Source organism: Streptomyces sp. NPDC090021, from assembly GCF_044748225.1.
Taxonomy (GTDB): domain Bacteria; phylum Actinomycetota; class Actinomycetes; order Streptomycetales; family Streptomycetaceae; genus Streptomyces.
Window position 1 is genome coordinate 70,747 of sequence record NZ_JBIVFO010000015.1, and the last position, 22,718, is coordinate 93,464.

Sequence of the window (22,718 nt, forward strand, 5' to 3'; positions counted from 1 at the left end):
AGCACACGGCACGGCCCTCCGGGATGATTCGGCCGGGGCCGGACGTGCAACAAGGTGGATTCGTCAGCGACTTCACCGAAAGGAACAGCTCCTTGCGTCTGAAACGCCTCGCACCGCTGCTCGCCACCGCCGGACTCATCGCCACCACCGTGCCCCTGCTGGCCTCGACGCAGGCCGCCGCGGCTCCCGCGGCCGGCCACCTGACCCAGAAGCCCGCCTGGCACCGGTGCGACCCCGAGCAGCCGGCCTCGTACGAGTGCGCCACGCTGAAGGTCCCGCTCGACTACCGGCGTCCCGACGGCCGCACGATCGACATCGCGATATCCCGGATGAAGAGCGAGAACCCCGCCAAACACCACGGCGTCCTGCTGCTGAACCCCGGCGGCCCCGGTGGTACCGGGCTCGACCTGCCGCTGCTGATGGACGGGCTGATGCCCAAGGAGGTCCGGGACGGCTACGACCTGATCGGCTTCGACCCGCGCGGGGCCGGCGCCAGCAGCCCCATCACCTGCGGGCTGAACGACGCCGAGCAGGCCTTCGAGCGCGCCTACCGCCCGGAGACCTTCCCCTCCGACGTCACGTGGGCCCGCACGGTCGCCGACAAGTGCCGCGAGAAGGCCGGCGACGTACTGCCGCACATCACCACCCGCAACACGGCCCGCGACATGGACACCATCCGCGCGGTCCTCGGCGAGCGGAAGATGTCGTACCTGGGCTACTCGTACGGGACCTACCTCGGCGCGGTGTACTCGCAGATGTACCCGGAGCGCACCGACCGCTTCGTACTCGACAGCGGTGTGGACCCGCAGCGGATCTGGCGCGGGATGATCCAGGTCTGGGCCACCGAGGCCGAGCCCGCCTTCGCGCGGTGGACGCGGTGGGCGGCGCAGCGGTCGGCCGAGTACGGGCTCGGCGACACCCCGGAGGCGGTCTCCGACACGTTCTGGGGGCTGGTGGAGCGCGCCGACCGGGAGCCCTTCGACTTCGAGGGCGTCACGGTCGACGGAGACATGATCCGGGCCGCGCGCGCGGTGTTCTTCTACCCGACGCAGGCCACACCGCTGGTCGCGGCCCTGAAGGCGGCCGCCGAGGGCAGGCCGCAGCCGGAGGGCGCGGACCTGAAGGCGCTGAGGCTGCAGTTGCTGGGGCGGGCGGCCGAGCAGCCCCCCACGGACAACGCCACGGCCGTCTTCTGGGCCGTGGTCTGCGGGGACACCGGCAGCTGGCCCCGCTACACCGAGCAGTACGAGCGGGACGCGGCCAAGGACAAGGTGAAGTACCCGCTGTACGGGGACTTCGCGTCCAACATCAAGCCGTGTGCCTTCTGGGACCGGCCGGTGGAGGCGGCCACACCGATGCGCAAGAAGGCGAATGTGCTGACGGTGCAGAACGAATGGGACTCGCAGACGCCGCTCACCAGCGGTCAGGGCCTGCACCGCGCGCTCAAGGGCTCGCGGATGGTACTGGCGGCGGGCGGTGAGGGCCACGGGGTGTACCTGTTCGACACCGCTTCCTGCGCCAACGCCCCGGTCAACGAGTACCTGGCCACGGGCAGGCTGCCCGCCCGGGACGTGACCTGCCAGAACCCGGCGGGGGTCGCCGCCGAGGGCCGCGGAGCCGCTCCGGCGAAGCCGCTGCCCCTCCCCGGGCTTCCCGGGCGGTTCTGACCCGGCCCCGGGGTTCAGCTCGCGAGGGACGCCTCCGCGGCCGCCTTGATACGGCGGCCGAAGTCGGGGGCGTCCTTGCGTGCCGCGCTCACCGCGACGCCGACGAGGAGCTTTCCGAGGCCGTGGCCCTCCAGGGTGTTGAAGATCCGGACCCGGGTGCGCCCGCCGGGGAGGGACACGAGGTCATAGCCGCCCTGCGCGGTGACCAGGTTGCGGCTCTGCTCGGTCCAGCGGATCAGGTACGGCGGGTCGAAGCCGGTGATGCGGAACTCGCGGGCCGTCTTCATCCCGGCGTCCTTGACCGTGCTGCGGAAGACGGTGCCGAGCGCGGTAGGACCGTCGGGGGTCTTGGTGATCTGCTGGACGCGCGGGCTGAAGTCGGGGTCGTTGCGTCCGTCGGCGAGATAGGCGAAGACCTGCTCGACCGGCCGGTCGATCTCGATGCTCGCCTCGAACTGTCCGGACATGTCCGCTCCTCGGTGCGACTACCCCAGCCATGCTCCCAGAGCCCCGGCCGACGCGCCCGCCGAGCGTCGGGACCCGGCGGGGGCGTACGGGTCGCGGTCAGCCGAGCAGCGCGTAGACCGTGGAGGCGGTGGCGGCGGGCTCGTCGGCGCCCTCGGGGGTCAGGGTGACGTCGGCGAAGGCCATGCGCTTGCCGAGCTTGGTGACCCGTACGTGGACGAGCACGTCGGCGTCGACGACCGGCCGCTGGAAGCTCGTCGACTGCTGGACGGTGGTCATCGGGCCGTACCCGCCGCGCGCGGCGGAGATCGCGACGACGGTTGCGGTGTCCGCGGCGGCCATCATGGCCTGCCCGGAGAGGCCGCCGCCGTCCCGCGCGAGGCCTGCGGCCCACGGCAGCCGCAGGACGGCGTGCCGCTCGCCGGTCTCCTGGACGGTGAGTCCGAGGGCGAGCACCCAGGGCGCGAAGTTGTCGGCGAGGATCTTGTCTGCGTCTGCGGGAGAGAACGTCACCGGGAGATTGTGGCGGCCCGCCCGGACCGCCACAATCCCCTTTCGGTCAGAGCTTCGCGGCGAGTTCCGTGCCCTGGCGGATGGCCCGCTTGGCGTCGAGTTCGGCCGCCACGTCGGCGCCGCCGATCAGGTGGGCCTCCACGCCGGCCGCGCGCAGGGCCTCGTACAGGTCCCGGCGCGGCTCCTGACCGGTGCACAGGACGACCGTGTCCGCGGGTACGAGGCGCTGCTCGCCGCCGACGGTGATGTGCAGGCCCTCGTCGTCGATGCGGTCGTAGGCGGCCCCGGCGACGGAGACGACACCGCGGTGCTTGAGCTCGGCGCGGTGGATCCAGCCGGTGGTGGTGCCGAGGCCGGCGCCGACCTTGGTGGCCTTGCGCTGGAGCAGGTGGACCTGGCGCGGCGGCGCGGGGCGCTCGGGCGCGGTGAGCCCGCCGGGTCCGGCGTACGCGGTGTCCACGCCCCAGTGGCGGAAGTAGACGTCCGGGTCCTGGGAGGCCCCCTCGCCGCTGTCGGTGAGGTACTCGGCGACGTCGAAGCCGATGCCGCCGGCGCCCACGACGGCGACGCGCTCGCCGACGGGGGCGCCGTCGCGCAGGACGTCGAGGTAGCTGAGGACATGGGCGTGGTCCACGCCCTCGATGTCGGGGATGCGGGGGGTGACGCCGGTGGCGACGACGACCTCGTCGTAGCCCCGGAGGGCTTCCACGTCGGCGCGGGTGTCCAGCCGGACGTCGATGTCGTGGGCGGCGAGCTGCGTGCCGAAGTAGCGGATGGTCTCCTCGAACTCCTCCTTGCCCGGGATGCGGCGGGCGATGTCGAGCTGGCCGCCGATGTGGCCGGAGGCTTCGAAGAGGGTGACGGTGTGGCCGCGTTCGGCGGCGGAGACCGCGCAGGCGAGGCCGGCCGGGCCGGCGCCGACGACCGCGACGCGCTTCTTCAGCTTCGTGGGCGAGAGCACGAGCTCGGTCTCGTGGCAGGCCCGCGGGTTGACCAGGCAGCTGGTGATCCTGCCGCTGAAGGTGTGGTCGAGGCAGGCCTGGTTGCAGCCGATGCAGGTGTTGATCGTCTCGGGGCGGCCGGCCGCGGCCTTGGCGACGAAGTCGGCGTCGGCCAGGAAGGGGCGGGCGAGGGAGACGAGGTCGGCGCGGCCGTCGGCGAGCAGTTCCTCGGCGATCTCCGGGGTGTTGATGCGGTTGCTGGTGACGAGCGGGACGGAGACCGCGCCCATCAGCCGCTTGGTGACCCAGGTGTAGGCACCGCGGGGGACGGAGGTGGCGATGGTGGGGATGCGGGCCTCGTGCCAGCCGATGCCGGTGTTGATGATGGTGGCGCCGGCCGCCTCGATCTCCTTGGCGAGGTGGACCACCTCGTCGAGGGTGGAGCCGCCGGGGATCAGGTCGAGCATGGAGAGGCGGTAGACGAGGATGAAGTCCTCGCCGACGGCCTCGCGGGTGCGGCGGACGATCTCCAGCGGGAAGCGGACGCGGTTCTCGTACGCGCCGCCCCAGCGGTCGGTGCGCCTGTTGGTCGCGGCGGCGATGAACTCGTTGATCAGGTAGCCCTCGGAGCCCATGATCTCGACGCCGTCGTAGCCGGCGAGCTTGGCGAGCCGGGCGGCCCGGACGAAGTCCTCCACCGTCTGCTCGACCTCGGCGTCGGAGAGCTCGTTCGGGACGAAGGGGCTGATGGGGGCCTGGATGGCGCTGGGCGCGACCAGGTCCTCGTGGTAGGCGTAGCGGCCGAAGTGGAGGATCTGCATCGCGATCTTCCCGCCCTCGGCGTGCACGGCGTCGGTGATCACCCGGTGCTCGGCGGCCTCCTCCTCGGTGGTGAGGCGGGATCCCCCCTCGAAGGGGCGGCCGGCGTCGTTGGGGGCTATGCCGCCGGTGACGATCAGGCCGGCGCCGCCGCGGGCGCGTTCGGCGTAGAAGGCGGCGAGCCGCTCGAAGCCGCCCTCGTGCTCCTCCAGGCCGGTGTGCATCGATCCCATGATCACGCGGTTCGGCAGGGTGGTGAAGCCGAGGTCCAGGGGGCTCAGCAGGTGCGGGTACCGGCTCTGGGAACTCTGCGGATTCATCGGGTGTGCCTCCTCGCACGGGGGTGATGAACCTGTTCTAGCGAGGGCGGGCCCATTTTGCAACTAGGTGCAAAACCAGGTCGGGGGCCAACCGGCCCCGTTCGCCTGTTTCCGGGGCCCGGCCCGCGCGCGCCTGTGGCGGAGTTCACGCCGTCGGCGCCGCACGGCGCCCGGCCCCGGCGCTCGCCGTCCGCGCCCTGCTGGACCTTCCGCAGGACACCCGGCACCCGGCCGGACCACGGAGCGCACCGGCCGACGGGCCCCGGCGCCGACGGCCCGGCCGGGACCCGCTCGGGCGCCCGTCAGGCGCGGCGGAGACGGACCGTGACGATCTGGAAGGGGCGCAGGGTCAGGGCGACCGTGCCGTCCGCCGCCGGGACGGCGACGGCCGTGCCCGCGAGGGGCCGCTCCAGCAGGTCGCTCTCGACGGCCTCCGCGACCGGGAAGTCGACCCTGAGGGTGGCACGGGCGCGTCCGCCGCGGGACTCGTAGAGGCGGACGACGACATCACCGCTGCGGTCCTCGGCGAGTTTCACCGCCTCGACCACGACCGCGTCCTCGTCGACCGCCAGCAGCGGGTCGACCGGGCCGGCGCCGGTGAGGGTGCGCTCGGGCAGGTTCAGGGCGTGGCCCTCGCGGACCGCGTCCCCGATGCCCGCGCCGGGCGCCAGCGAGAAGCGCAGGGTGTGGGCGCCCTGGTCGGTCTCCGGGTCCGGGTAGCGCGGGGCCCGCAGCAGGGAGAGCCGGACGGTGATGGTCTGGCCGCCGTCGGCCCGTACCTCGCGGGTCACGTCGTGCCCGTACGTGGAGTCGTTGAGCAGGGCGACTCCCCAGCCGGGCTCCTCGGCATGGATCCAGCGGTGGGCGCAGATCTCGAACTTGGCCGCCTCCCAGGAGGTGTTGGTGTGCGTGGCCCGGAACACGTGCCCGAACTGCGTCTCGGAAGCGGTCCGTTCGGCCTTCACGTCCAGCGGGAAGGCCGCCTTGAGGAACTTCTCCGTCTCGTGCCAGTCGACGTCCGTGACGATGTCGACCGTCTTGGCCCCGGCCCGCAGGGTGATCCGCTGGACCGCCCTGGACCTCCCGAAGGAGCGGGTCACCCGTACCGTCACCGCCCGCGGCCCGCTCTCGGCTACCTCCAGACCGTCCAGGCCGACGAGGTCGGTGACGTTGTTACGGTAGAACGCGTCCACGTCCCAGGCGTCCCACATGTTGGGGAAGTCGGGGTGGATCTGGAGCAGGTTCGCGGCGGCCCCCGGAGCGACGGACTCGCGGCGCGCCTCCAGGTCGTAGACGGAGACGATCAGGCCGCGGCCGTCGACCTCCACCAGCAGCCGGCCGTTGGCCAGGACGTGCCCGCCTCCGTGCCGGTCCTCCACGGTGACCGGCTCCGCCGGCTGCGCCGGGCGGCCCGCCCCGCCCGCCGGGACACCGCGGCGGGCGTACGGGGCGCAGTTGAAGACCAGTTCCTCGGCGCCCTCCCCCGCCAGCGCCCGCTGCGCGGCGAGGGTGATCTCCCGGAGTTCCCCGGCCACCTGCCCGTACGTCTCGCGGGCCTCCCGGTGCACCCAGGCGATGGAGGACCCGGGCAGGATGTCGTGGAACTGGTGGAGGAGCACCGTCTTCCAGATCCGCTCCAGATCCTCGTACGGATACGCGTACCCCGCCACCCGCACCGCGGCGGTCGCGGCCCACAGCTCGGCCTCGCGCAACAGGGATTCGCTGCGCCGGTTGCCCTGTTTGGTCTTGGCCTGGGAGGTGTAGGTGCCGCGGTGCAGCTCCAGGTAGAGCTCGCCGGCCCAGACGGGCGCGTCCTCGTACTCGGCGCGGGCCTTCTCGAAGAAGGCGTCGGGCGGCTCGATCTCGATGCGCGGGGAGCCTTCGAGGTCACGCTGGCGGCGGGCGCGGGCGAGGTGCTCGCGGGTGGGGCCGCCGCCGCCGTCGCCCCAGCCGAAGGGCGTCAGCGAGCGTGAACCACGCCCCTTCTCACGGTAGTTGCGGGCGGCGTGCGCCATCTGGGCGCCGCCGAGGTCGGAGTTGTAGGTGTCGACGGGAGGGAAGTGCGTGAAGACGCGGCTGCCGTCGATGCCCTCCCACCAGAAGGTGTGGTGGGGGAAGCTGTTCACCTGCGACCAGCAGATCTTCTGGGTCAGGAACCACTGGGAGCCGGAGAGCCTGACGATCTGCGGCATGGCGGCGGTGTAGCCGAAGGAGTCGGGCAGCCAGACGTTGTGGGTGTCGATGCCGAACTCGTCGAGGAAGAACTTCTTGCCGTAGAGGAACTGGCGGGCCATCGCCTCCCCGCCGACCATGTTGGTGTCGGACTCCACCCACATGCCGCCGACCGGCACGAACTGTCCGTCCGCGACCTTCTTCTTGACCCGTTCGAAGAGCTCGGGCCGGTGCGTCTTGATCCAGTCGAGCTGCTGCGCCTGCGACATGGCGAAGACGAACTCGGGGTGGTCGTCCATGAGGGCGACCATGTTGGAGGTGGTACGGGCGACCTTGCGCACCGTCTCGCGCAGCGGCCACAGCCACGCGGAGTCGATGTGGGCGTGGCCGACCGCGCTGATGCGGTGCGCGGAGGCATGGGCGGGGGCGGCGAGGACCCCGGCGAGGCGGGCGCGGGCGGCGGCCGCCGTGCCGGGCACGTCGGTGAGGTCGACCGCGTCCAGGGCGGCATCGAGGGCGCGCAGGATCCCGTACCGGCGGGCGTCCTCGGTGTCGAGCTGCGTCATCAGCTCGTAGAGCACTTCGAGGTCCTGGACCAGTTCCCAGACCTCGGTCTCGAAGAGGGTGAGGTCCATCCGGGCGAGGCGGTAGAGGGGCTCGTTGCCGCTGGTGCGCGCGTCCCCCTCGTAGGTGGGGCGGTGGTCGACGAGGACGGGGTTGGAGGCGGCCTCGACGTACCATTCGATCCGCTCGCCGCCCTCGGCGCGGTCGGCCACGCGCACCCAGTCGTTGTACGGGTTGAGGGCCTTGATCTCGCCGCCGTCGGCCCGGTGGACCAGGCCCTCGCACTGGAAGCCCGGCATCATCCGGTCGAAGCCGAGGTCGAGGACGGCCTCCACGGTCCGTCCCGCCCACCCGGCGGGGACACTGCCGGTGACCTTGAACCAGGTGGTGCCCCACGCCGGGCCCCACGGATCGCCCGGCGCGCAGGGCTCGTAGGGCGCCGCCAGGCCCTCGGCGACGGGGACGGGCTCGCCCGGGGCGTCCCAGCGCTCGACGGTCAGCGCAAGCGGGCTGGAGTGGACGGCGGGCTTGATGCGCTCGTGGAGCACCCGGCGGAGACGGTGTTCGGTGATGCTGCGGTCGTCATGCATGACAGCTGCTCCCGGAGGTGGTGGTCGGTCGGTACGGGGCCTGCGGGCCGGTGCGCGTCCTGCGGGCCGGTGCGTCGGACGGTCCGGCTCAGATCTTGACGGCCCCCTCGCCCACGCCCTTGAAGAAGAAGCGCTGGAGGGCGAAGAAGAGGAGCATCATCGGCAGGAGCGCGGCCATCGCGCCGGCGGCGATGAGCCGCTGGTCGTTGACGGTGGTGGCGCCCGCCAGGGTCTTCAGGCCGAGCTGGAGGGTGTAGTGGTCGCTGTCGGTGAGGACCAGCAGCGGCCACAGGAAGTCGTCCCAGGCGCCCATGAAGCTGGTGATGCAGACGACGGCCAGGGCGCCCTTGGCGGAGGGGACGAAGACCCGGGTGAAGCGGGTCCACTCGCCCGCCCCGTCGAGGACGGCGGCCTCCTCGACCTCCCTGGGCACGGCGAGGAAGGCCGCCCTCATGATCATGATGTTGAGGACGGAGACCGCTCCGGGCAGCCACACGCCGACGAGGGTGTCGACCAGACCCATCCCGCGGACCGTGAGGAACATCGAGATCATCACGGACTCGAAGGGGAACATCAGGGTCGCGACGAGGACGGTGAAGACCACCTCGCGCCCCTTCCAGGCGGCGCGGGACAGGGCGTACCCGCCCATCGCGGCGAAGAGCATGTTCGAGGTGACCGCGAGGACCGCGACGAGAAGGGTGTTGCCGACGTACTGCAGCAGCGGGAAGGACTCGGCGACCCGGACGTAGTTGTCGAGGGTGGGCCGCGTGGGCAGCACGCCGTCGTACACGTTCTCGGTGCGGCCGCGGATCGACGTCAGGAACTGCCAGACGATCGGGCCCAGCATGACCACGAGCATGAGCAGCAGCGTGCCGTACCGGGCGGCCGGTCCGAGCCGGCGGCGCGCCCGTCCGGCGCGGCTGGCCCGGTCGGCCCGGACGGCGGGGGCGGCCCGGTCGGCGGGGTCGGCCCGGACGGCCCGGACGGCGCGGTCCGCCCGGTCGGCTCTGGTGGGGGGTGTCGTGCTCATCCCTCGTCCCCCTTCGTCAGGCGGCGGCCCAGCAGGCTGAACCCCAGCGTGAGGAGGAACAGCAGGATCGAGATGGCGGAGGCGTAGCCGGTCTCACCGGCGAAGCCGAGCCCCACCTGCCGGATGAGGAAGGGCAGCGTACGGGCGCCGCCGCCGGGCCCGCCGCTCTCCCCGCCGAGGATGTAGATCTCGGTGAAGACGCGCAGGGCCGAGATGGCGGAGAGGGTTCCGACCAGCAGCATCATCGGCTTCACCTGCGGCACGGTGATGCTGAAGAAACGGCGGACGGGCCCCGCGCCGTCGATCGCGGCGGCCTCGTGGAGGGAGGCGGGGACGTTTCCGAGGGCCGCCAGGTAGAAGACCATGTAGTAGCCGAGGCCCTTCCACACGGTCACGATCATCGCGGAGACCAGCAGCATCGTGCTGTCCGTCAGGAACGGGACCGGCTCGGAGACCAGGTGGAGCCGGCGGAAGACGGTGTTGACGAGGCCGTCGCTGCGCAGGACCCACTGCCAGATCAGCCCGACGACCACGGCGGAGGCGATCACCGGGGTGTAGAAGGCGGAACGGAAGAAGCCGATGCCGGGGATCTCCGCCCGGACGAGGACGGCGAGGGCCAGCGGCAGCAGCACCAGGCAGGGGACGACGACCACGAGATAGAGCACGCTGTTGCCGGTCGCGACCCAGAAGTCGGGGTCGGCGAGGGCCCGCCGGTAGTTGTCGAGGCCGACGAAGCCGCCGCCGCGCAGGATCCGGGCGTTGGTGAAGGAGAGGACGACGGTGTTGACGAACGGCCAGAGACTGAACAGCACCACCATCAGCAGGCCGGGGGCGAGGAAGAGGTACGGCGTCCACCAGGCGCGGTGGGGCAGCCCGGTCCCGGCGTCCATGGCGCGCAGCGCCGCCCTGCGACGGCGTCGCGCGTCCCGTGGCGCGGGCGGGTGGGCCGGCGGGTGTCCGGTGGCGGCGGGCCGGCCTGCGCCGACGGCGGTCATCCGCGGGCCGCGTCGGCGAGGAGCCTGTTCGCCGCTTCCTCGGCCTTCCGCACCGCCGTCCGGGCGTCCTGCTCGCCCTTGATGGCCTTCTGGACCTCGCGTACGACGGCGTCACCGACCTGGTTGGTCCACTGGACCGGGGTGTTGGCGTCGAGGGCGGCGGTCTTCAACTGCTCGGCGCCGACCGCGCGGGCGAGCGTCTCGGCGTCGCTGCCGTCGCCCCTGTCGGAGAAGAAGGGGTCGGCCAGGCCCCGGGCGTTGGAGGGGTAGATGGTGGCCTTCCGGGAGAACTCCACCTGGTTGGGGCCGTTGGTGACCCACTTCGCGAACGCCGCGGCCGCGTCGAGGTGCTTGGTGTCCTTCCTGATGCCGAGCGACTGGGCGTAGATGCCGATGTGCCCGAGCCGGCCGGTGACCGCTCCCGCCACGCGGGTCTTGGCGTAGACCTGCGGGGCGTTGTGCTTGATGTCCTTGACGAACCCCGGGGAGCCGGGGCCGAAGACGAGCTTGCCGCCGCCGTAGAGCTGGTTGATGTCGGCGGAGTTGAGCAGGGACTCCTTGGGCATGGCGCCCTTGTCGTACAGGTCCTTCATGCGTTCCACCCATGCGACGGCCTGGTCGGTGTCGAAGGTGAACCGGTCCTTCCCGGCGCTGAGGACGGGGACGCCCATCTTCTGCCAGTCACCGGGCAGCCGCCCCTTGGGATCGGCCATGAAGGCCGCGTACCGGCCGCCGGACCGGGCGGCGATCTGCTCGGCGTAGTCGAAGAACTGCTCCACGCTGGTGGGCGGAACGGCCGGATCCAGGCCGGACCTCTCGAAGAGTTCCCTGTTGTAGGTGAGGATCTCCGGGGTCACGTACCAGGGGTAGGCGTAGACGCTGTCGCCCTTGCCCGGCAGCTTGAACTGCTCCCAGGCGCCCGGTACGTACTCCCCGGCCGAGTCGCCGTCGAGCTTCGCGACGTCGGCGAGCATGCCGCGGTCGCCGAGGAGCTGGAAGGAGTCGGTGGAGAGGTTGACCACGTCCGGGAGGGCACCGGCCTGGGCATCGGCGACCAGCTTCTCGTTGTACCCGTCTCCCGGCACGTCCTCCCAGTTGACCTTCACCTCGGGGTGTTCCTTCTCGAAGGCGTCGATGACGGCCTGTACGTAGCCGGTGAAGGCGGGCTTCAGCTGCAGGGTCCGGAAGGTGATCTCGCCGGCCACCCGGCCCGTCCGCTCCGCCTCCTCGCCGTCCCCGGCACCCGCGCCGCCGAGACCGCACGCGGCGGTCGACAGGAGTGCGCCGGACACCAGCACGACAAGGGCCTTACGGGTCGGGTTCGAACGGGTCATCGTCGCCGCCTCCACAGAAGTCCGGCCTCGTCGCCGGAGGCGGTGCCCACGCTTACGGGAATGCAAGTCGGCGTCAATGAGGCCGAGTTGCGGCTGGCCGACGATACGCGGGTGCCGAATCGGGCGCCTACGCCCGGGACATGCGGACGGGTCCCGGCACCCCGTCTCCGAACTGGGCTGATGCGCTTCAGTGCACAGCCCTGCCCTGCCGGCCCCGATGCGACGACCCGGCGGCACGCACGTCAATGTTGACTCCTTGTCGCCCCTTTCCCCCGGGCCGCGCTAATGCGCTTTACCTCCACGCCGGGAATCACCCGGGAATCACCCGGGAATCACCCTTTCCGGCGACGCGGCCCTCTTCGCCCACTGCCTCACCGACGACGGCCTCGCCCGGCTGGAGTCGCTGCGGAGCCTCGGTGCGATTCCCTCCGCCGAGGTGCCGGCCGATGGCGCTGTGCGACGCGCACGGGCGGGAGCGGGTAGTGGCCTGGATCGGCGACCGGGCCGCCGGGCTGCCGGTCCGCACCGCCGAGAGGGTCGCCGGGCCGCTCGCCCGTCTCCGCCTCGCCGTCCCGTAGCCGTCAGCGCGTCGTCCGGGGGGCGCAGCGCATGTTGATGTAGCAGCAGGGGGTGCCGTCGACGAGGGCGGCGAAGACCACCGGGGTCCAGGGCTCGCCGAGCGGGGTGCCCGCCGTGCCGGCCGCGGCGAAGACCGTCGCACTGAGCGGGGTGAGGTCCGTCTCCAGGGGCGGGGTGAAGTCCGGCATGCCGTCGGCGACCTCGTAGCGCAGGTGCGGGATGCCGTCGGGGGCGCTGACCGTGATGACGGCTCCCTCTCGGCGGTAGGTGCCGAGCAGCGGGGCCATGTCGACGGCCGGCGGGTGCGGGGGCGGCGCGAAGGGCGGTGGCAGGCGCACTCCGGCGAGGTCCGCGAGGAGCTCGCGGAACAGGTCGGCGTAGAGGTGGCGGGCGCCTCCGCCGTTGGTGAGGAGGACGACGATGGTGTCGGCACCGGGAACGACCCGCAGGTAGCCGTACTGGCCGAGGGCGGCGCCGTCGTGGCCGTACCCGGGGACGCCGTTCCAGTCGTAGAGGGACCAGCCCAGTCCCCAGCCGTCCGCGCTCACCGTCCACCGGTCGGGGACGTCGACCTCCCAGCGCTGCATCGCCGCGACGGAGCGGGCGCCCAGGACCTGGGTGCCGTCCGCGGTGGCGCCGCCGTCCAGGTGCATCTTGGCCAGGCGCAGCACGTCGGCGGCGCAGGCCAGGACGCGCCCGTACGGTCCTGCCGAACGGGGCGTCATGTCCCAGGCCGGCGCCGGTTCGGGGTCGGGTCCGTCGCCCGGGACGTGGCCCATCGCCGTACGGAAGGCCAGCGCCTCCTCGGGCAGGGTCATGGTGCGGGTCAGGCCCAGGGGGGCGGCGATCCGCTCCTTCAGCGCCTGGTCCCAGGTGCGTCCGGTGACGATCTCGACGATGCGGCCGAGGATGGTGTAGCCGACGCTGCTGTAGGAGACGGCGGTGCCGGGCGGGCAGTCGAGCCCCACGTTCCGGGCCGCCCGCACGTAGCCGGCTAGGCAGTCGTCGCCGCGCCCGCTGTCGTGGGTGAAGTCGCCGGTGAGGCCACTGGTGTGGCTGAGGAGCCGGCGTACGGTGATCTCCTTGTCCGCACCGCGGGCGCCGGCCGGGGAGAACTCGGGGAGGATCGCGGCGACGGGCATGTCCAGGTCCAGGCGGCCGCTGTCGACGAGCTGCATGACCAGTGTGGCCGTGTAGATCTTGGCTATGGAGCCCAGTTGGAACACCGAGTCCGTGGTGGCCTCCACACCCGTTCCGCGGTGCAGGAGGCCGCTGGCGAACTCGTGGATCCGCCCGTCGGCGAAGACCGCGAGGACGGCACCGGGAACGTGATGGGCGGCGCGCAACGCATCGAGGCGGCTCTGCCAGTGGGCAGGGGAGAACGTCACGTCGGATCCTTCGACTCGGTGGTCTCGTACGGATCACGGCACGTGGGCGCAGGCGGTCCTCGATCCGCATACCCGTGATCACCGCCACCGTAGGCCGGTGCCGCGGACGTCCATAAGGGCCTTCACGCGTCAGCAAGGGAACCGTCGGCGCCACCGGGGGACGGCGGCGCGCCAGGAGGGAACGTTTCGCGCCGCACAGGGGCATCCGGGCGCCAGGCCGCACACCGTACGGGAAGGTTCACCCGGCCGGCTGGTAACGTCAACCGGTCTATGCAGCCCACCCACGCCCACGGCACCATCTCCGTGCACCTCGCGCGGTTCATCGTCGACGCCCTGCGCCGGTCGGGCGGGGACATGGGCAGGTTCGCCCGGTTCCACGACCTCGGCCCCGAGGTGCTGGGCAACGACCTGGCCCGGGTCTCCACCCCGTCGGCGCTGGCCGTGTGGGAGGAGCTGACGCTCACCGAGCCGGGCACGGCGGTCGGCGCGCTGCTCACCGCCGAGGCGCCGATCGGCACGTTCGGCCTGTGGGACTACCTGATCACCAGCGGCCCCAGCCTCCGGGAGTCCCTGAAGCAGGTGGTGGAGTACAGCGCCGTCATCGGCGACCCGGCGAACGAGAAGCTCCTCGTCGAGGAGGACGGACGCAGTCTCACTGTCCGGCACGCCACGGGGAGTTGGGGACCGGACGTGGTGGAGGCGATCGACTGGTTCGCGCTGGCGATGTTCCTGACCCGGGCGCGCGCCGCCACCGGGCGGCCCCTGGTCCCGCTGCGTATCTCCGTGACACACGGCGCGCCCGGCGGGTACCGGCGACTGGCGGAGTTCTTCGGCACGACCCGCGTCGACTTCGAGGCGCCGTACAACTCGATCACCTTCCACGACGACGACGTGCGGGCGCCGTTGCCCAAGGCGCAGCCGGGGCTGGACCTCCTGCTGGCGCACCAGGCCCGGCTGACGCTGGCGGCCGCCCAGCCGGTGATGCTCTGGCAGGACAGCTTCCGGATGGTCCTCGCCGGCGCCTTCCGGGAGGACACCGTGAACCTGGAGTACGTGGCGGGACGGCTGGCGATGAGCCCGCGCACCCTGCAACGACGCCTGCGGGAACTCGGCACGACCTGGCGCGAGGAGGTCGAGTCCGTGCGCCAGGAGCGGACCATGGAGCTGCTGCGCACCACCGATCTGCCGCTCCAGGTGATCGCGGCCCGGGTCGGCTACAGCGACATGCGCGCGCTGCGCCGGGCGGTGCGGCGCTGGGACGGGCGGGCGCCCCGCGACATCCGCACCGCGGGCGGGCTCGCGGCGCCCGCGGCTCCGGGCGGCTGACGCCACCCGCGGCTGACACCCCCCGCGGCCGGCGCCGACACCGTCACTTCATGGGGTACTTGGTCTTCTCCGCGAGCTTGCCGTCCTTGAAGCAGAAGCGCAGCACCGTCTCCGTGCCCAGGTCGGTCTCGCCGGTGGAGACGTACCAGGCGCAGGTGCTGCCTTCGGGCTCGACCGGCCCGCCCTCCTTGAGGGCGCCCTTGACGAAGCTCTCGCCCGACGGGAGCTTCGCACGGACGTCGCTCTCCGCGTCACCGGTCTGCACGCTCTCGTAGACCGCGGGGTCGAGCAGGCTCTTGTCCGCCATGTCGACGATCTTCCCCACGCCGAAGACGACCGCGATGACGGCGCCTATGCCCAGCACCAGCGCCACGCCGCAGCCGATCAGACAACCCTTGCGCTGAGCCACGCCCGTTCCTCCAAGTCGGTTCACGTCCGGCGGTGATCGCCTGGACACTCACACCCTCGCAAGGCACGGGGGGCGCGGGCTGTCCTCGAAAGTCGTCAGCCGCCGCAACGATCGTCGTTCGGGGTCGGCCCGGCGTGCGGTGTATGCAGGGACAGGTCCCTCGGGTCGGTGTTGGCCCCGCACAGGACGACGGCGACGCGCTCCCCCAGGGGTTCCCTGGCTTCGCGCAGGCCCGCCAGGGCGGTGGCCGCGCCCGCCTCGACCACGATCCGGTGCTCCTCCCAGGCGGCGCGCCGGGCCGCCGTGATCGCCTCGTCGGGGACGAGGAGCGACGTCACGTTCTTGTCCTGCGCGGCCGTCAGCGCGTCGGCCGAGACCCGGGTGGCCCCCAGGGAGTCGGCGGCCACGGAGTCCACGGTCACGTCGACGGGCCGGCCCGCCTCCAGCGCGGCGTTCAGGGCCCGGCAGTTCTCCGGTTCGACCGCGACGACCTGTACGCCGTGTTCGCGGGCGGCGGTGGCGACTCCCGCGAACAGGCCTCCGCCGCCCACCGCCACGACCACGGTGTCCAGCCCGGGCAGGACGCTGCGGATCTCGTCGAGCAGGGTTCCGGCGCCGGCCGCGATGAGCGGATGGTCGTAGGCGTGGCTGCTCAGCGCCCCGCTCCCGGCGGCGAACTCCCGGCAGGCGGCGAGCGCTTCGGCGTACCGGTCGCCGACGAGCCGGACGTCGGCGCCGTAGCCGCGCAGCCGTTCCACCTTCACCCGCGGGGCGTTGGCGGGCAGGAAGACCGTCGCGGGCACGGACAGTGCGCGGGCCGCCCAGGCGCAGGCGAGCCCGGCGTTGCCGCCGGAGGCGATGGTGACGCCCGCGGCCGGAAGGGCGCCGGCCTCGTGGTGGGCGGCGAGGAAGTTGCGGGCGCCGCGCGCCTTGAAGGTGCCGGTGTGCTGGAGGTATTCCAGCGCGTACCAGACGCCGTCGGCGGCGGGCGCCACCGTGACGGGCCTCACGCCCCCGGCGATCCGCGCGGCGGCGGCGCGCACGGCGGCGTAGTCGAGCTGCTGCGCCAGGTGCGGGTGCTGCGCATGCTGCGGGTGCTGCGGACGTTCCATGGTCGGTCTCCCCATCAGGTGGCGGGCCGGGTCAGGTGGCGGGCCGGGCGGCCTCGATCAGCTGGCGCAGGGCGCCGTGGTACACCTCGTGGTCCGTCAGGACCGGCAGTACGTCGGGCATTGCGCCGGACAGTACGGGGAACTCCTCGGGATCCAGCGCGGCCAGGGCCGCGCGCGAGGCGGCGGTGGCGCCGGCCGGATCCCGGTGGTCCACGAAGGCCGCGCTGCCCAGGGTGAGCAGGTACATGCGGCGGTAGGCGGTGATCGCCTCGGCGACGGTCATCCCCGCGGCCACGCTGTCGGCGAGGGCCGGCTCGACCAGCCGGGCCAGCAGCTGCCGGCCGAGCCAGGGCCGGCCGCCGCGCAGTACGAGCAGCCCGGGGTGGGCGGTGAGGAGCCGGTAGAGCGCACGGAAGCGTTCTTCGGTGGCCTCGGCCCAGTCGGTGCCGGCGGGGATCTCGGGGAGCTGCGCGGCCAGGTGCTCGGTGCACAGGTCGAGGAGTCCGGCGAGGTCCACGCAGCGGCGCTGGACGGTGGCGTGGGAGACGTCGAGCCGGTCGGCGAGGGTGCGGAAGCTGAGGCGCTGCGGCCCTTCCTCGTCGAGGATCCGCAGGGCGGCGACCGCGATGGCCTCCGGGGTGGCGCGGTCCAGGGCGTCTGATCTCCTCGGCATGAGATACACCGTATCATACGACGTATCTCCCCTTTCGTGTGACAGTCCTTGCAGCCATATTGCTGGTCATCGGCCGACAATCAGCGACTCGCGTTGACACTGAGTAATCGCCTCGCTGCACTGGGCGCACGACTGTCCCCACGTCAAGGAGACCCCGTGCCGCCTCGCCTGCGCGCAACGCTCCCCTGTCTGACCGCGGCCGCCCTGTTCGCCCTCGCGCTCCCCCCCGCCCCGGTGGCGGCCGAGCCCCGGGCGACCTCGGACACCCCGCTCGCGCTCACCCCTCCGATGGGCTGGAACAACTGGGCGCACTACATGTGCGACATCGACGAGGCCAAGGTGGTCGCCAACGCCGACGCGCTCGTCTCGACGGGGCTCGCCGCCAAGGGCTACGACACGGTGACCGTCGACGACTGCTGGATGACCAGGAGCCGGGACGCGCGGGGCAACCTGGTGGTCGACACCGAGAAGTTCCCGCACGGCATGGCCTGGCTCGGCGAGTACCTGCACGCCAAGGGCCTGAAGTTCGGCATCTACCAGGACGCCGGCTTCCTCACCTGCGAGAAGTACCCGGGCAGTGGCGCCCCCCAGGGCGGTGGGGCCGACCACTACGCCCGGGACGCACGGCAGTTCGCCTCCTGGAAGGTGGACTACGTCAAGATGGACGGCTGCAACCTGTGGGTGCCCGAGGGCCGCACCAAGGAGGAGGCCTACCGGGACGCCTACTACGCCGTCGCGAAGGCCCTGCGCGAGAGCGGCCGGGACATGGTCCTGTCGGCCTCCGCGCCCGCCTACTTCCAGCAGGGCGAATGGGGCGGCTCCGACTGGCACAAGGTGCTCGGCTGGGTCGGCGAGACCGGCCAGCTGTGGCGCGAGGGCAAGGACATCAAGGTCTACAACCCGGCCGCGCCCGCCACCTCGCGGTGGAGTTCGGTGCTGGGCAACTACGGCTACAACCGCTGGCTCGGCCGGTACGCGGGCCCCGGCAACTGGAACGATCCCGACTTCCTGCTCGCCGGCGCCCCCGGCCTCACGGCCGCCGAGAGCCGCAGCCAGGTGGCCCTCTGGGCCATGATGGCAGCCCCCTTCATCCTGTCCTCCGAGGTCTCGAAGCTGACCCCGGCCGGCCTCGCCGCCCTCGGCAACACCCGGATGATCGCCCTGGACCAGGACCCGATGGGCCGTCAGGGCGCCGTGGTCTCCTCGAACGCCACCTTCGAGATCCTGGTCCGCCCCCTCGCGGACGGCGACCGGGCGGTGGCCGTCCTCAACCGCTCGGCGAACACCCGCGACATCAGGGTCCCGCTCGACGAGATCGGCCTGAACGCGTGCACGGCCGACGCCCAGGACCTGTGGAGCGGTGCCCGCAGTGAGGTCTCCGACGCGCTGACCGGCAAGCTGGCCGGTCACGACACCGCCGTGTGGCGGCTGAGCCCGCGCGGCTGCGCCGAGGCCGTGCCGACCGGGCAGATCGTCGGTGACGGCGCCCGGTGCGCCGACGGCGCGAACACCAGCGGGGTCGGCGCCGTCGTGATGGCCACCTGCACCGGAGCCCCCGACCAGCGGTGGTTCCTCGGCGACGACTCCCGCCTGCGGCTCGCCGGCGAGTGCCTGTCGGCGGGCGAGGACGGCCTCGTCGAACTGGCCGACTGCGCGCCGCGGCCGAGCCAGCAGCCCGGCCAGAGCTGGTCCCACCGCCGTGACGGCGCCCTCGTCGAGGAGGTCAGCGGCCTGTGCCTGACCGCGCCCGCCGCGGCCGCCACCCCCGACGCCCCGGCCGAGCGGCTCCGGCTGAGCCCGTGCGGCGACCACCGGGTCGACCAGGCCTGGTCCCTGCCGGTCTGAGGCCGGAGTGAACGGATGAGGAACCCGACCCCGATGCCGTGCCGCGGGCGCCGCCTGCCCGCCACCCGCCCGGCCGCCCTCGCCGCGCTTCCCGCGGCGCTGCTGGCCGTGATCTGCGCGGGACCCGCGCCCGGGGCCACCGCCCCGGGCGCGGGCTCGCCCGCACCCGCCGCCGTACGGCCCCTGGAACGGACGTCCGCGGACAGCGGCGCACCCCGCGCCGCGACCTTCGACACCGCACCCGCGCGGGCCGCGCTGCAGCGGCTGCTCCCGCGGCACGCCGGGCAGTTCACCCTGGTGCCCGACCCGGCCGCCGGGGCCGACACCTTCACCGTGTCCGGGAGCGCCGGGGCGATCACCGTGCGCGGCAGCACCGGTGCCACCCTGCTCACGGGCGTCGGCTGGTACCTGCAGCACGTCGCCGGGGCCGACATCGGCTGGCCCGGCGACAGCATCGGCCTGCTGCCCGCCCGGCTGCCGGCCGTACCGGCACCGGTCACCCGCAGCGCGCAGGTCCCGCACCGGTACGCGCTGAACGACACCGACGACGGGTACTCGGGCCCGTACCGCACCTTCGAGGAGCACCAGCGGCAGATCGACCTGCTCGCCCTGCACGGCATCAACGAGGTGTTCGTGCAGGTCGGGGCGGAGTACCCGTACTACCGGGCGCTCCAGCGGTTCGGGTACTCCGCCGAGGAGCTGCGGCAGTGGATCCCAGGCCCGGGTCACCAGAGCTGGTGGCTGCTGCAGAACCTCAGCGGCTTCGGCGGCCCGGTCTCCGAGCGGCTGATGCGCGAACGCGCCGAGCTCGGCGGGCGGATCGCCGACCAGCTGCGCGGGCTCGGCATGACACCGGTGCTGCCCGGCTACTTCGGCACCGTGCCGCCCGGCTTCGCCGCCCGCAACACGGGGGCGGCCACGGTCGCGCAGGGCGACTGGGCGGGCTTCGACCGCCCCGACTGGCTGGATCCCGTCTCACCGGTCTTCGGGAGGCTGGCCGCCGCCTACTACGCGGAGCAGCGTGCGGTGTTCGGGGACAGCACGATGTACCGGATGAGCCCGCTGCACGAGGGCGGGCAGACCGGCTCCGTCGACGTCGGCGCGGCGGCGGGCGCCATCCAGGACGCCCTGCACGCGGCCCACCCCGGCGCGCTGTGGGCCGTCCTGGGCTGGCAGGACGACCCGACCGCGGAACTGCTGGCCGGGGTGGACACCTCGAAGCTGCTGGTCCTGGACGGACTGTCCGACCGCTACAACCGGCTGGACCGTGAGACCCGTTGGGGCGGCACCCCGTACGCGATGGGCACCATCTACAACTTCGGCGGGCACACAACGATCGGCGCGAACACCTCGGTGTGGCTCGAACGGTTCGGACCCTGGCGCGCCAAGACCAACAGCGCGCTCGCGGGCATCGCCTACCTGCCGGAGGCCACCGGGACCAACCCGGCGGCGTTCGATCTGTTCACCGACCTCGCCTGGGAGCCCGGGCCGATCGACCAGCGCGCGTGGTTCGCCGGTTTCGCGGCCCGCCGCTACGGCAGGCCCGACGCCGCGGCGGCCGCGGCCTGGGAGGAGCTCCGCAAGGGGCCGTACAGCACCTCCTCGGGGCTGTGGTCGGAGTCCCAGGACAGCCTGTTCAGCGCCCGGCCCAGCCTGTCCGCGGTGGGAGCCGCGTACTGGAGTCCCAAGTCCATGCGCTATCCGGCCGGTTCGGTGCGCCGGGCCCTGGACCACCTCCTGAGGGTGGACCCCGCACTGCGCGGCTCCAGCGCCTACCGGTTCGACCTGGTGGACACCGCCCGGCAGGCCCTCGCCAACCACTCGCGGGTCCTGCTGCCGAAGATCAAGGCGGCCTATGACGCGAAGGACCTCACCCGGTTCCGCGCGCTGACGGCCGAATGGCAGGACGGGATGCGGCTGTTGGACCAGGTGACCGGATCGGACCCGGACCTCCTCCTCGGCACCTGGCTGTCCCGGGCCCGATCGTGGGGCGCCGACCGGGCCGAACAGGACCGGTACGAGTACGACGCCCGCTCGCTGCTGAGCGTGTGGGGCCGGCGCAGCACCAGCGAGGGCGGTTTCCTGCACGACTACGCGAACCGCGAATGGAGCGGCCTGATCTCGGAGTTGTACGCCCGGCGGTGGAGCGCCCACTTCGCCGCGCTGGACGAGGCGCTGGTCCGCGGGGCCGCCCCGCGGGAGATCGACTGGCACGCCTTCGAGGAGGACTGGGCCCGGCGCACCACCCGGCACCCGGACCGGCCGAGCGGGGACCCGTACCAACTGGCCACGGCGGTCGCGGCGGCCCTCCCGGCGGCACCCGCCGGCTGACCGGTGCACGGCCTACACCACCGGTGGTGGCGGGGGTCGCCGCTCGCGGGGACGATCACTCTCCCGGTGGAAAGTGGGCGCTCGTGCGGGGGAGATCACCCGCCGCCGTTGGCCGGGCGGGGGCGGCACTCGGTTGACTGGCCGCAAGAGACCAGGGGCGGCCATCGGAACGATCCGGTGGCCGCCCCTTGGCGATGCCGTACGGCGCGACGCGACCAGGAGTGCACCGAGATGTCCCAGACCGAACACGAGCAGCCCCCCTACCAGCGGGAACAGGAGCGGCAGGACCGGTCCCCGGGCGCCGGCCCCGCCACCGCGTCCCTGGAACTGCTGACGCTGCTCGCCGCAGGAGTGGCCGACCTGGCCCTCGACCAGCTGCGGCAGACCGCCGACCGCGCGCAGGACGCGCTGCGCCGGTCCGACCTGCGCGAACTGTTCACCGACGGAGTGGTGGAGCTGCGCAAGCGCGGCGAACTCGCCACCCGCCGGGCGGGTATGGGCGAGGAGAACTACCTGGAGACCATGGCCCGGCGCGCCGCTGCGCAGCACACGTCCGAGGGCCGGCCCTGTGCATGACCACACCGGCTTCAAGGAGCGCATCGACGAGGTGCTGGTCCGGCTGGCCGACGAGGAGGAGCGGGCCCTGCTCGGCCTGCATGCGGAACTCAGCCCGCTCTCGGAGCAGTTACGCCGGTCCCTGGCGTGCGGCAAGCGGATCCGGGCCGCGTTCCTGTACTGGGGGTGGCGGGCGACGGGCCAGCCGGACTGCGAGGGGGTGATCCGGGCCGCGGCCGCCATGGAACTCGTCCACGCGGCGGCCTGCACCCACGACGACATCATCGACGACAGCCGGATGCGGCACGGGCAGCTCACCGCGCACGCCGCCTTCGCGGCCAACGGGCAGCGCTCCACCGCCCTCGCCATGATCCTCGGCGACCTGCTGATGGGGTACGCCGGGCACGTCTTCACCTCCTGCGGGCTACCCGGGGCCTACCTGGCCCGGACCGTCCCCCTGTGGTCCACCCTGCTCCGCGAGACGATGGCGGGCGAGTTCCTGGAGGTGCTGCGCACCGAGGCGAGGGCCGACCGGGCACCGCTGGTGGCGGAATCCCTGGAGGTCGCCCGTTTCAAGACGGCCAAGTACACGGTGGAGCGGCCGCTGCACCTGGGCGGCACCCTCGGCGGCGGCTCCCGCGCCCTGCTGGAAGCCTTCTCCGGCTACGGCCTCCCGCTCGGCGAGGCCTTCCAGCTGCGCGACGACCTGCTGGGGACCTTCGGCGACCCCGCACGGACCGGCAAGTCGAACCTGGACGACCTGCGGGACGCCAAACCGACGGCGCTGCTCGCGCTGACCGTGGCGGCGGCCGGGCCCGACGACCGCCGGCTGCTGGCGAAGCTGGTCGGGAACCCGGAGCTGGGCGAGGAGGAGGCCGCCGCGGTCCGCGAGCTGATGGAGCGGTGCGGAGCCAGGCAGCAGGTCGAGGACATGATCCGTGAACGCATCGGCCGGGCCGGGGCCGCCCTGGACCTCGCCGCGATGCCCGCGGAGGCCCGGTCCGCGCTGAGCGGACTGGCCGCGACGGCCGCCGACCGCTCCCTGTAGCAGCCCCGCCCCGCCTGCCTCCGCGCCCTCCGTCCGGGCTCC

18 protein-coding genes are annotated in these 22,718 nt (G+C 72.8%); 7 read left to right on the forward strand and 11 right to left on the reverse strand.

Features of this window, described 5'->3' with window-relative positions:
* Positions 1-92: 92 nt before the first annotated feature.
* Positions 93-1,667: an alpha/beta fold hydrolase gene (locus ACIPXC_RS14410; protein WP_401616956.1), complete on the forward strand. Its 1,575-nt coding sequence runs from the start codon at positions 93-95 to the stop codon at positions 1,665-1,667.
* A gap of 14 nt (positions 1,668-1,681) precedes the next feature.
* Here ACIPXC_RS14410 and ACIPXC_RS14415 read toward each other — a convergent pair whose 3' ends face one another.
* The 7 genes from ACIPXC_RS14415 to ACIPXC_RS14445 all read right to left on the reverse strand — a co-directional run bounded on the left by ACIPXC_RS14415 (position 1,682) and on the right by ACIPXC_RS14445 (position 11,410).
* Positions 1,682-2,134 carry an SRPBCC family protein gene (locus ACIPXC_RS14415; protein WP_401616959.1) on the reverse strand — a complete coding sequence of 151 codons (453 nt, stop codon included), beginning with the start codon at positions 2,132-2,134 and terminating at the stop codon, positions 1,682-1,684.
* A 97-nt stretch (positions 2,135-2,231) separates the two neighbouring features.
* On the reverse strand, positions 2,232-2,645 hold the full coding sequence (locus tag ACIPXC_RS14420) for a PaaI family thioesterase (protein WP_401616961.1): 414 nt from the start codon (positions 2,643-2,645) through the stop codon (positions 2,232-2,234).
* Positions 2,646-2,691: 46 nt separating this feature from the next.
* Entirely contained in the window at positions 2,692-4,725 is a 2,034-nt protein-coding gene (locus ACIPXC_RS14425; RefSeq protein ID WP_401616964.1) for an FAD-dependent oxidoreductase, read from the reverse strand.
* A 302-nt stretch (positions 4,726-5,027) separates the two neighbouring features.
* The gene (locus tag ACIPXC_RS14430; RefSeq protein ID WP_401616967.1) at positions 5,028-8,051 is read right to left on the reverse strand and encodes an alpha-mannosidase; all 3,024 of its coding nucleotides are present in this window, start codon (positions 8,049-8,051) and stop codon (positions 5,028-5,030) included.
* Positions 8,052-8,139: 88 nt separating this feature from the next.
* Entirely contained in the window at positions 8,140-9,081 is a 942-nt protein-coding gene (locus ACIPXC_RS14435) for a carbohydrate ABC transporter permease (RefSeq protein ID WP_401616970.1), read from the reverse strand.
* Positions 9,078-9,971, reverse strand: coding sequence for a carbohydrate ABC transporter permease (locus ACIPXC_RS14440; RefSeq protein WP_401616973.1), 894 nt, complete (start codon positions 9,969-9,971; stop codon positions 9,078-9,080). Before ACIPXC_RS14440 ends, ACIPXC_RS14435 begins: the two co-directional genes overlap by 4 nt.
* 101 nt (positions 9,972-10,072) lie before the next feature.
* On the reverse strand, positions 10,073-11,410 hold the full coding sequence (locus tag ACIPXC_RS14445) for an ABC transporter substrate-binding protein (RefSeq protein ID WP_401616976.1): 1,338 nt from the start codon (positions 11,408-11,410) through the stop codon (positions 10,073-10,075).
* Positions 11,411-11,856: 446 nt separating this feature from the next.
* Between ACIPXC_RS14445 and ACIPXC_RS14450 the strand changes: the two genes are divergently transcribed.
* Positions 11,857-11,988: a hypothetical protein gene (locus tag ACIPXC_RS14450; protein ID WP_401616979.1), complete on the forward strand. Its 132-nt coding sequence runs from the start codon at positions 11,857-11,859 to the stop codon at positions 11,986-11,988.
* Positions 11,989-11,991: 3 nt separating this feature from the next.
* Here ACIPXC_RS14450 and ACIPXC_RS14455 read toward each other — a convergent pair whose 3' ends face one another.
* Entirely contained in the window at positions 11,992-13,377 is a 1,386-nt protein-coding gene (locus ACIPXC_RS14455) for a serine hydrolase domain-containing protein (protein ID WP_401616982.1), read from the reverse strand.
* A 270-nt stretch (positions 13,378-13,647) separates the two neighbouring features.
* On the opposite strand from ACIPXC_RS14455, the gene ACIPXC_RS14460 reads away from it, so the two are divergent.
* Entirely contained in the window at positions 13,648-14,703 is a 1,056-nt protein-coding gene (locus tag ACIPXC_RS14460) for an AraC family transcriptional regulator ligand-binding domain-containing protein (RefSeq protein ID WP_401616985.1), read from the forward strand.
* Positions 14,704-14,746: 43 nt separating this feature from the next.
* On the opposite strand, the gene ACIPXC_RS14465 is transcribed toward ACIPXC_RS14460, so the two are convergent.
* From ACIPXC_RS14465 to ACIPXC_RS14475, 3 genes are all read right to left on the reverse strand, one after another.
* Positions 14,747-15,112 (reverse strand): hypothetical protein, encoded by a 366-nt coding sequence (locus ACIPXC_RS14465; RefSeq protein ID WP_401616987.1) that lies wholly within the window; start codon positions 15,110-15,112, stop codon positions 14,747-14,749.
* A gap of 95 nt (positions 15,113-15,207) precedes the next feature.
* Complete coding sequence (locus ACIPXC_RS14470) at positions 15,208-16,224, reverse strand: serine/threonine dehydratase (protein ID WP_401616990.1); 1,017 nt, start codon at positions 16,222-16,224, stop codon at positions 15,208-15,210.
* Between the two features lie 31 nt (positions 16,225-16,255).
* A complete protein-coding gene (locus ACIPXC_RS14475) occupies positions 16,256-16,897 on the reverse strand; it encodes a TetR/AcrR family transcriptional regulator (protein WP_401616993.1) in 642 nt (213 codons plus the stop codon).
* A gap of 156 nt (positions 16,898-17,053) precedes the next feature.
* Between ACIPXC_RS14475 and ACIPXC_RS14480 the strand changes: the two genes are divergently transcribed.
* The 4 genes from ACIPXC_RS14480 (at position 17,054) to ACIPXC_RS14495 (ending at position 22,676) form a co-directional block, all read left to right on the forward strand.
* Positions 17,054-18,742 (forward strand): ricin-type beta-trefoil lectin domain protein, encoded by a 1,689-nt coding sequence (locus ACIPXC_RS14480; RefSeq protein WP_401616996.1) that lies wholly within the window; start codon positions 17,054-17,056, stop codon positions 18,740-18,742.
* Between the two features lie 15 nt (positions 18,743-18,757).
* The gene (locus ACIPXC_RS14485) at positions 18,758-21,073 is read left to right on the forward strand and encodes an alpha-N-acetylglucosaminidase (RefSeq protein WP_401616999.1); all 2,316 of its coding nucleotides are present in this window, start codon (positions 18,758-18,760) and stop codon (positions 21,071-21,073) included.
* A gap of 231 nt (positions 21,074-21,304) precedes the next feature.
* Entirely contained in the window at positions 21,305-21,649 is a 345-nt protein-coding gene (locus ACIPXC_RS14490; RefSeq protein WP_401617002.1) for a hypothetical protein, read from the forward strand.
* Positions 21,642-22,676, forward strand: coding sequence for a polyprenyl synthetase family protein (locus ACIPXC_RS14495; RefSeq protein WP_401617005.1), 1,035 nt, complete (start codon positions 21,642-21,644; stop codon positions 22,674-22,676). The genes ACIPXC_RS14490 and ACIPXC_RS14495 overlap by 8 nt, the downstream gene beginning before the upstream one ends.
* The last annotated feature ends 42 nt before the right edge of the window (positions 22,677-22,718 follow it).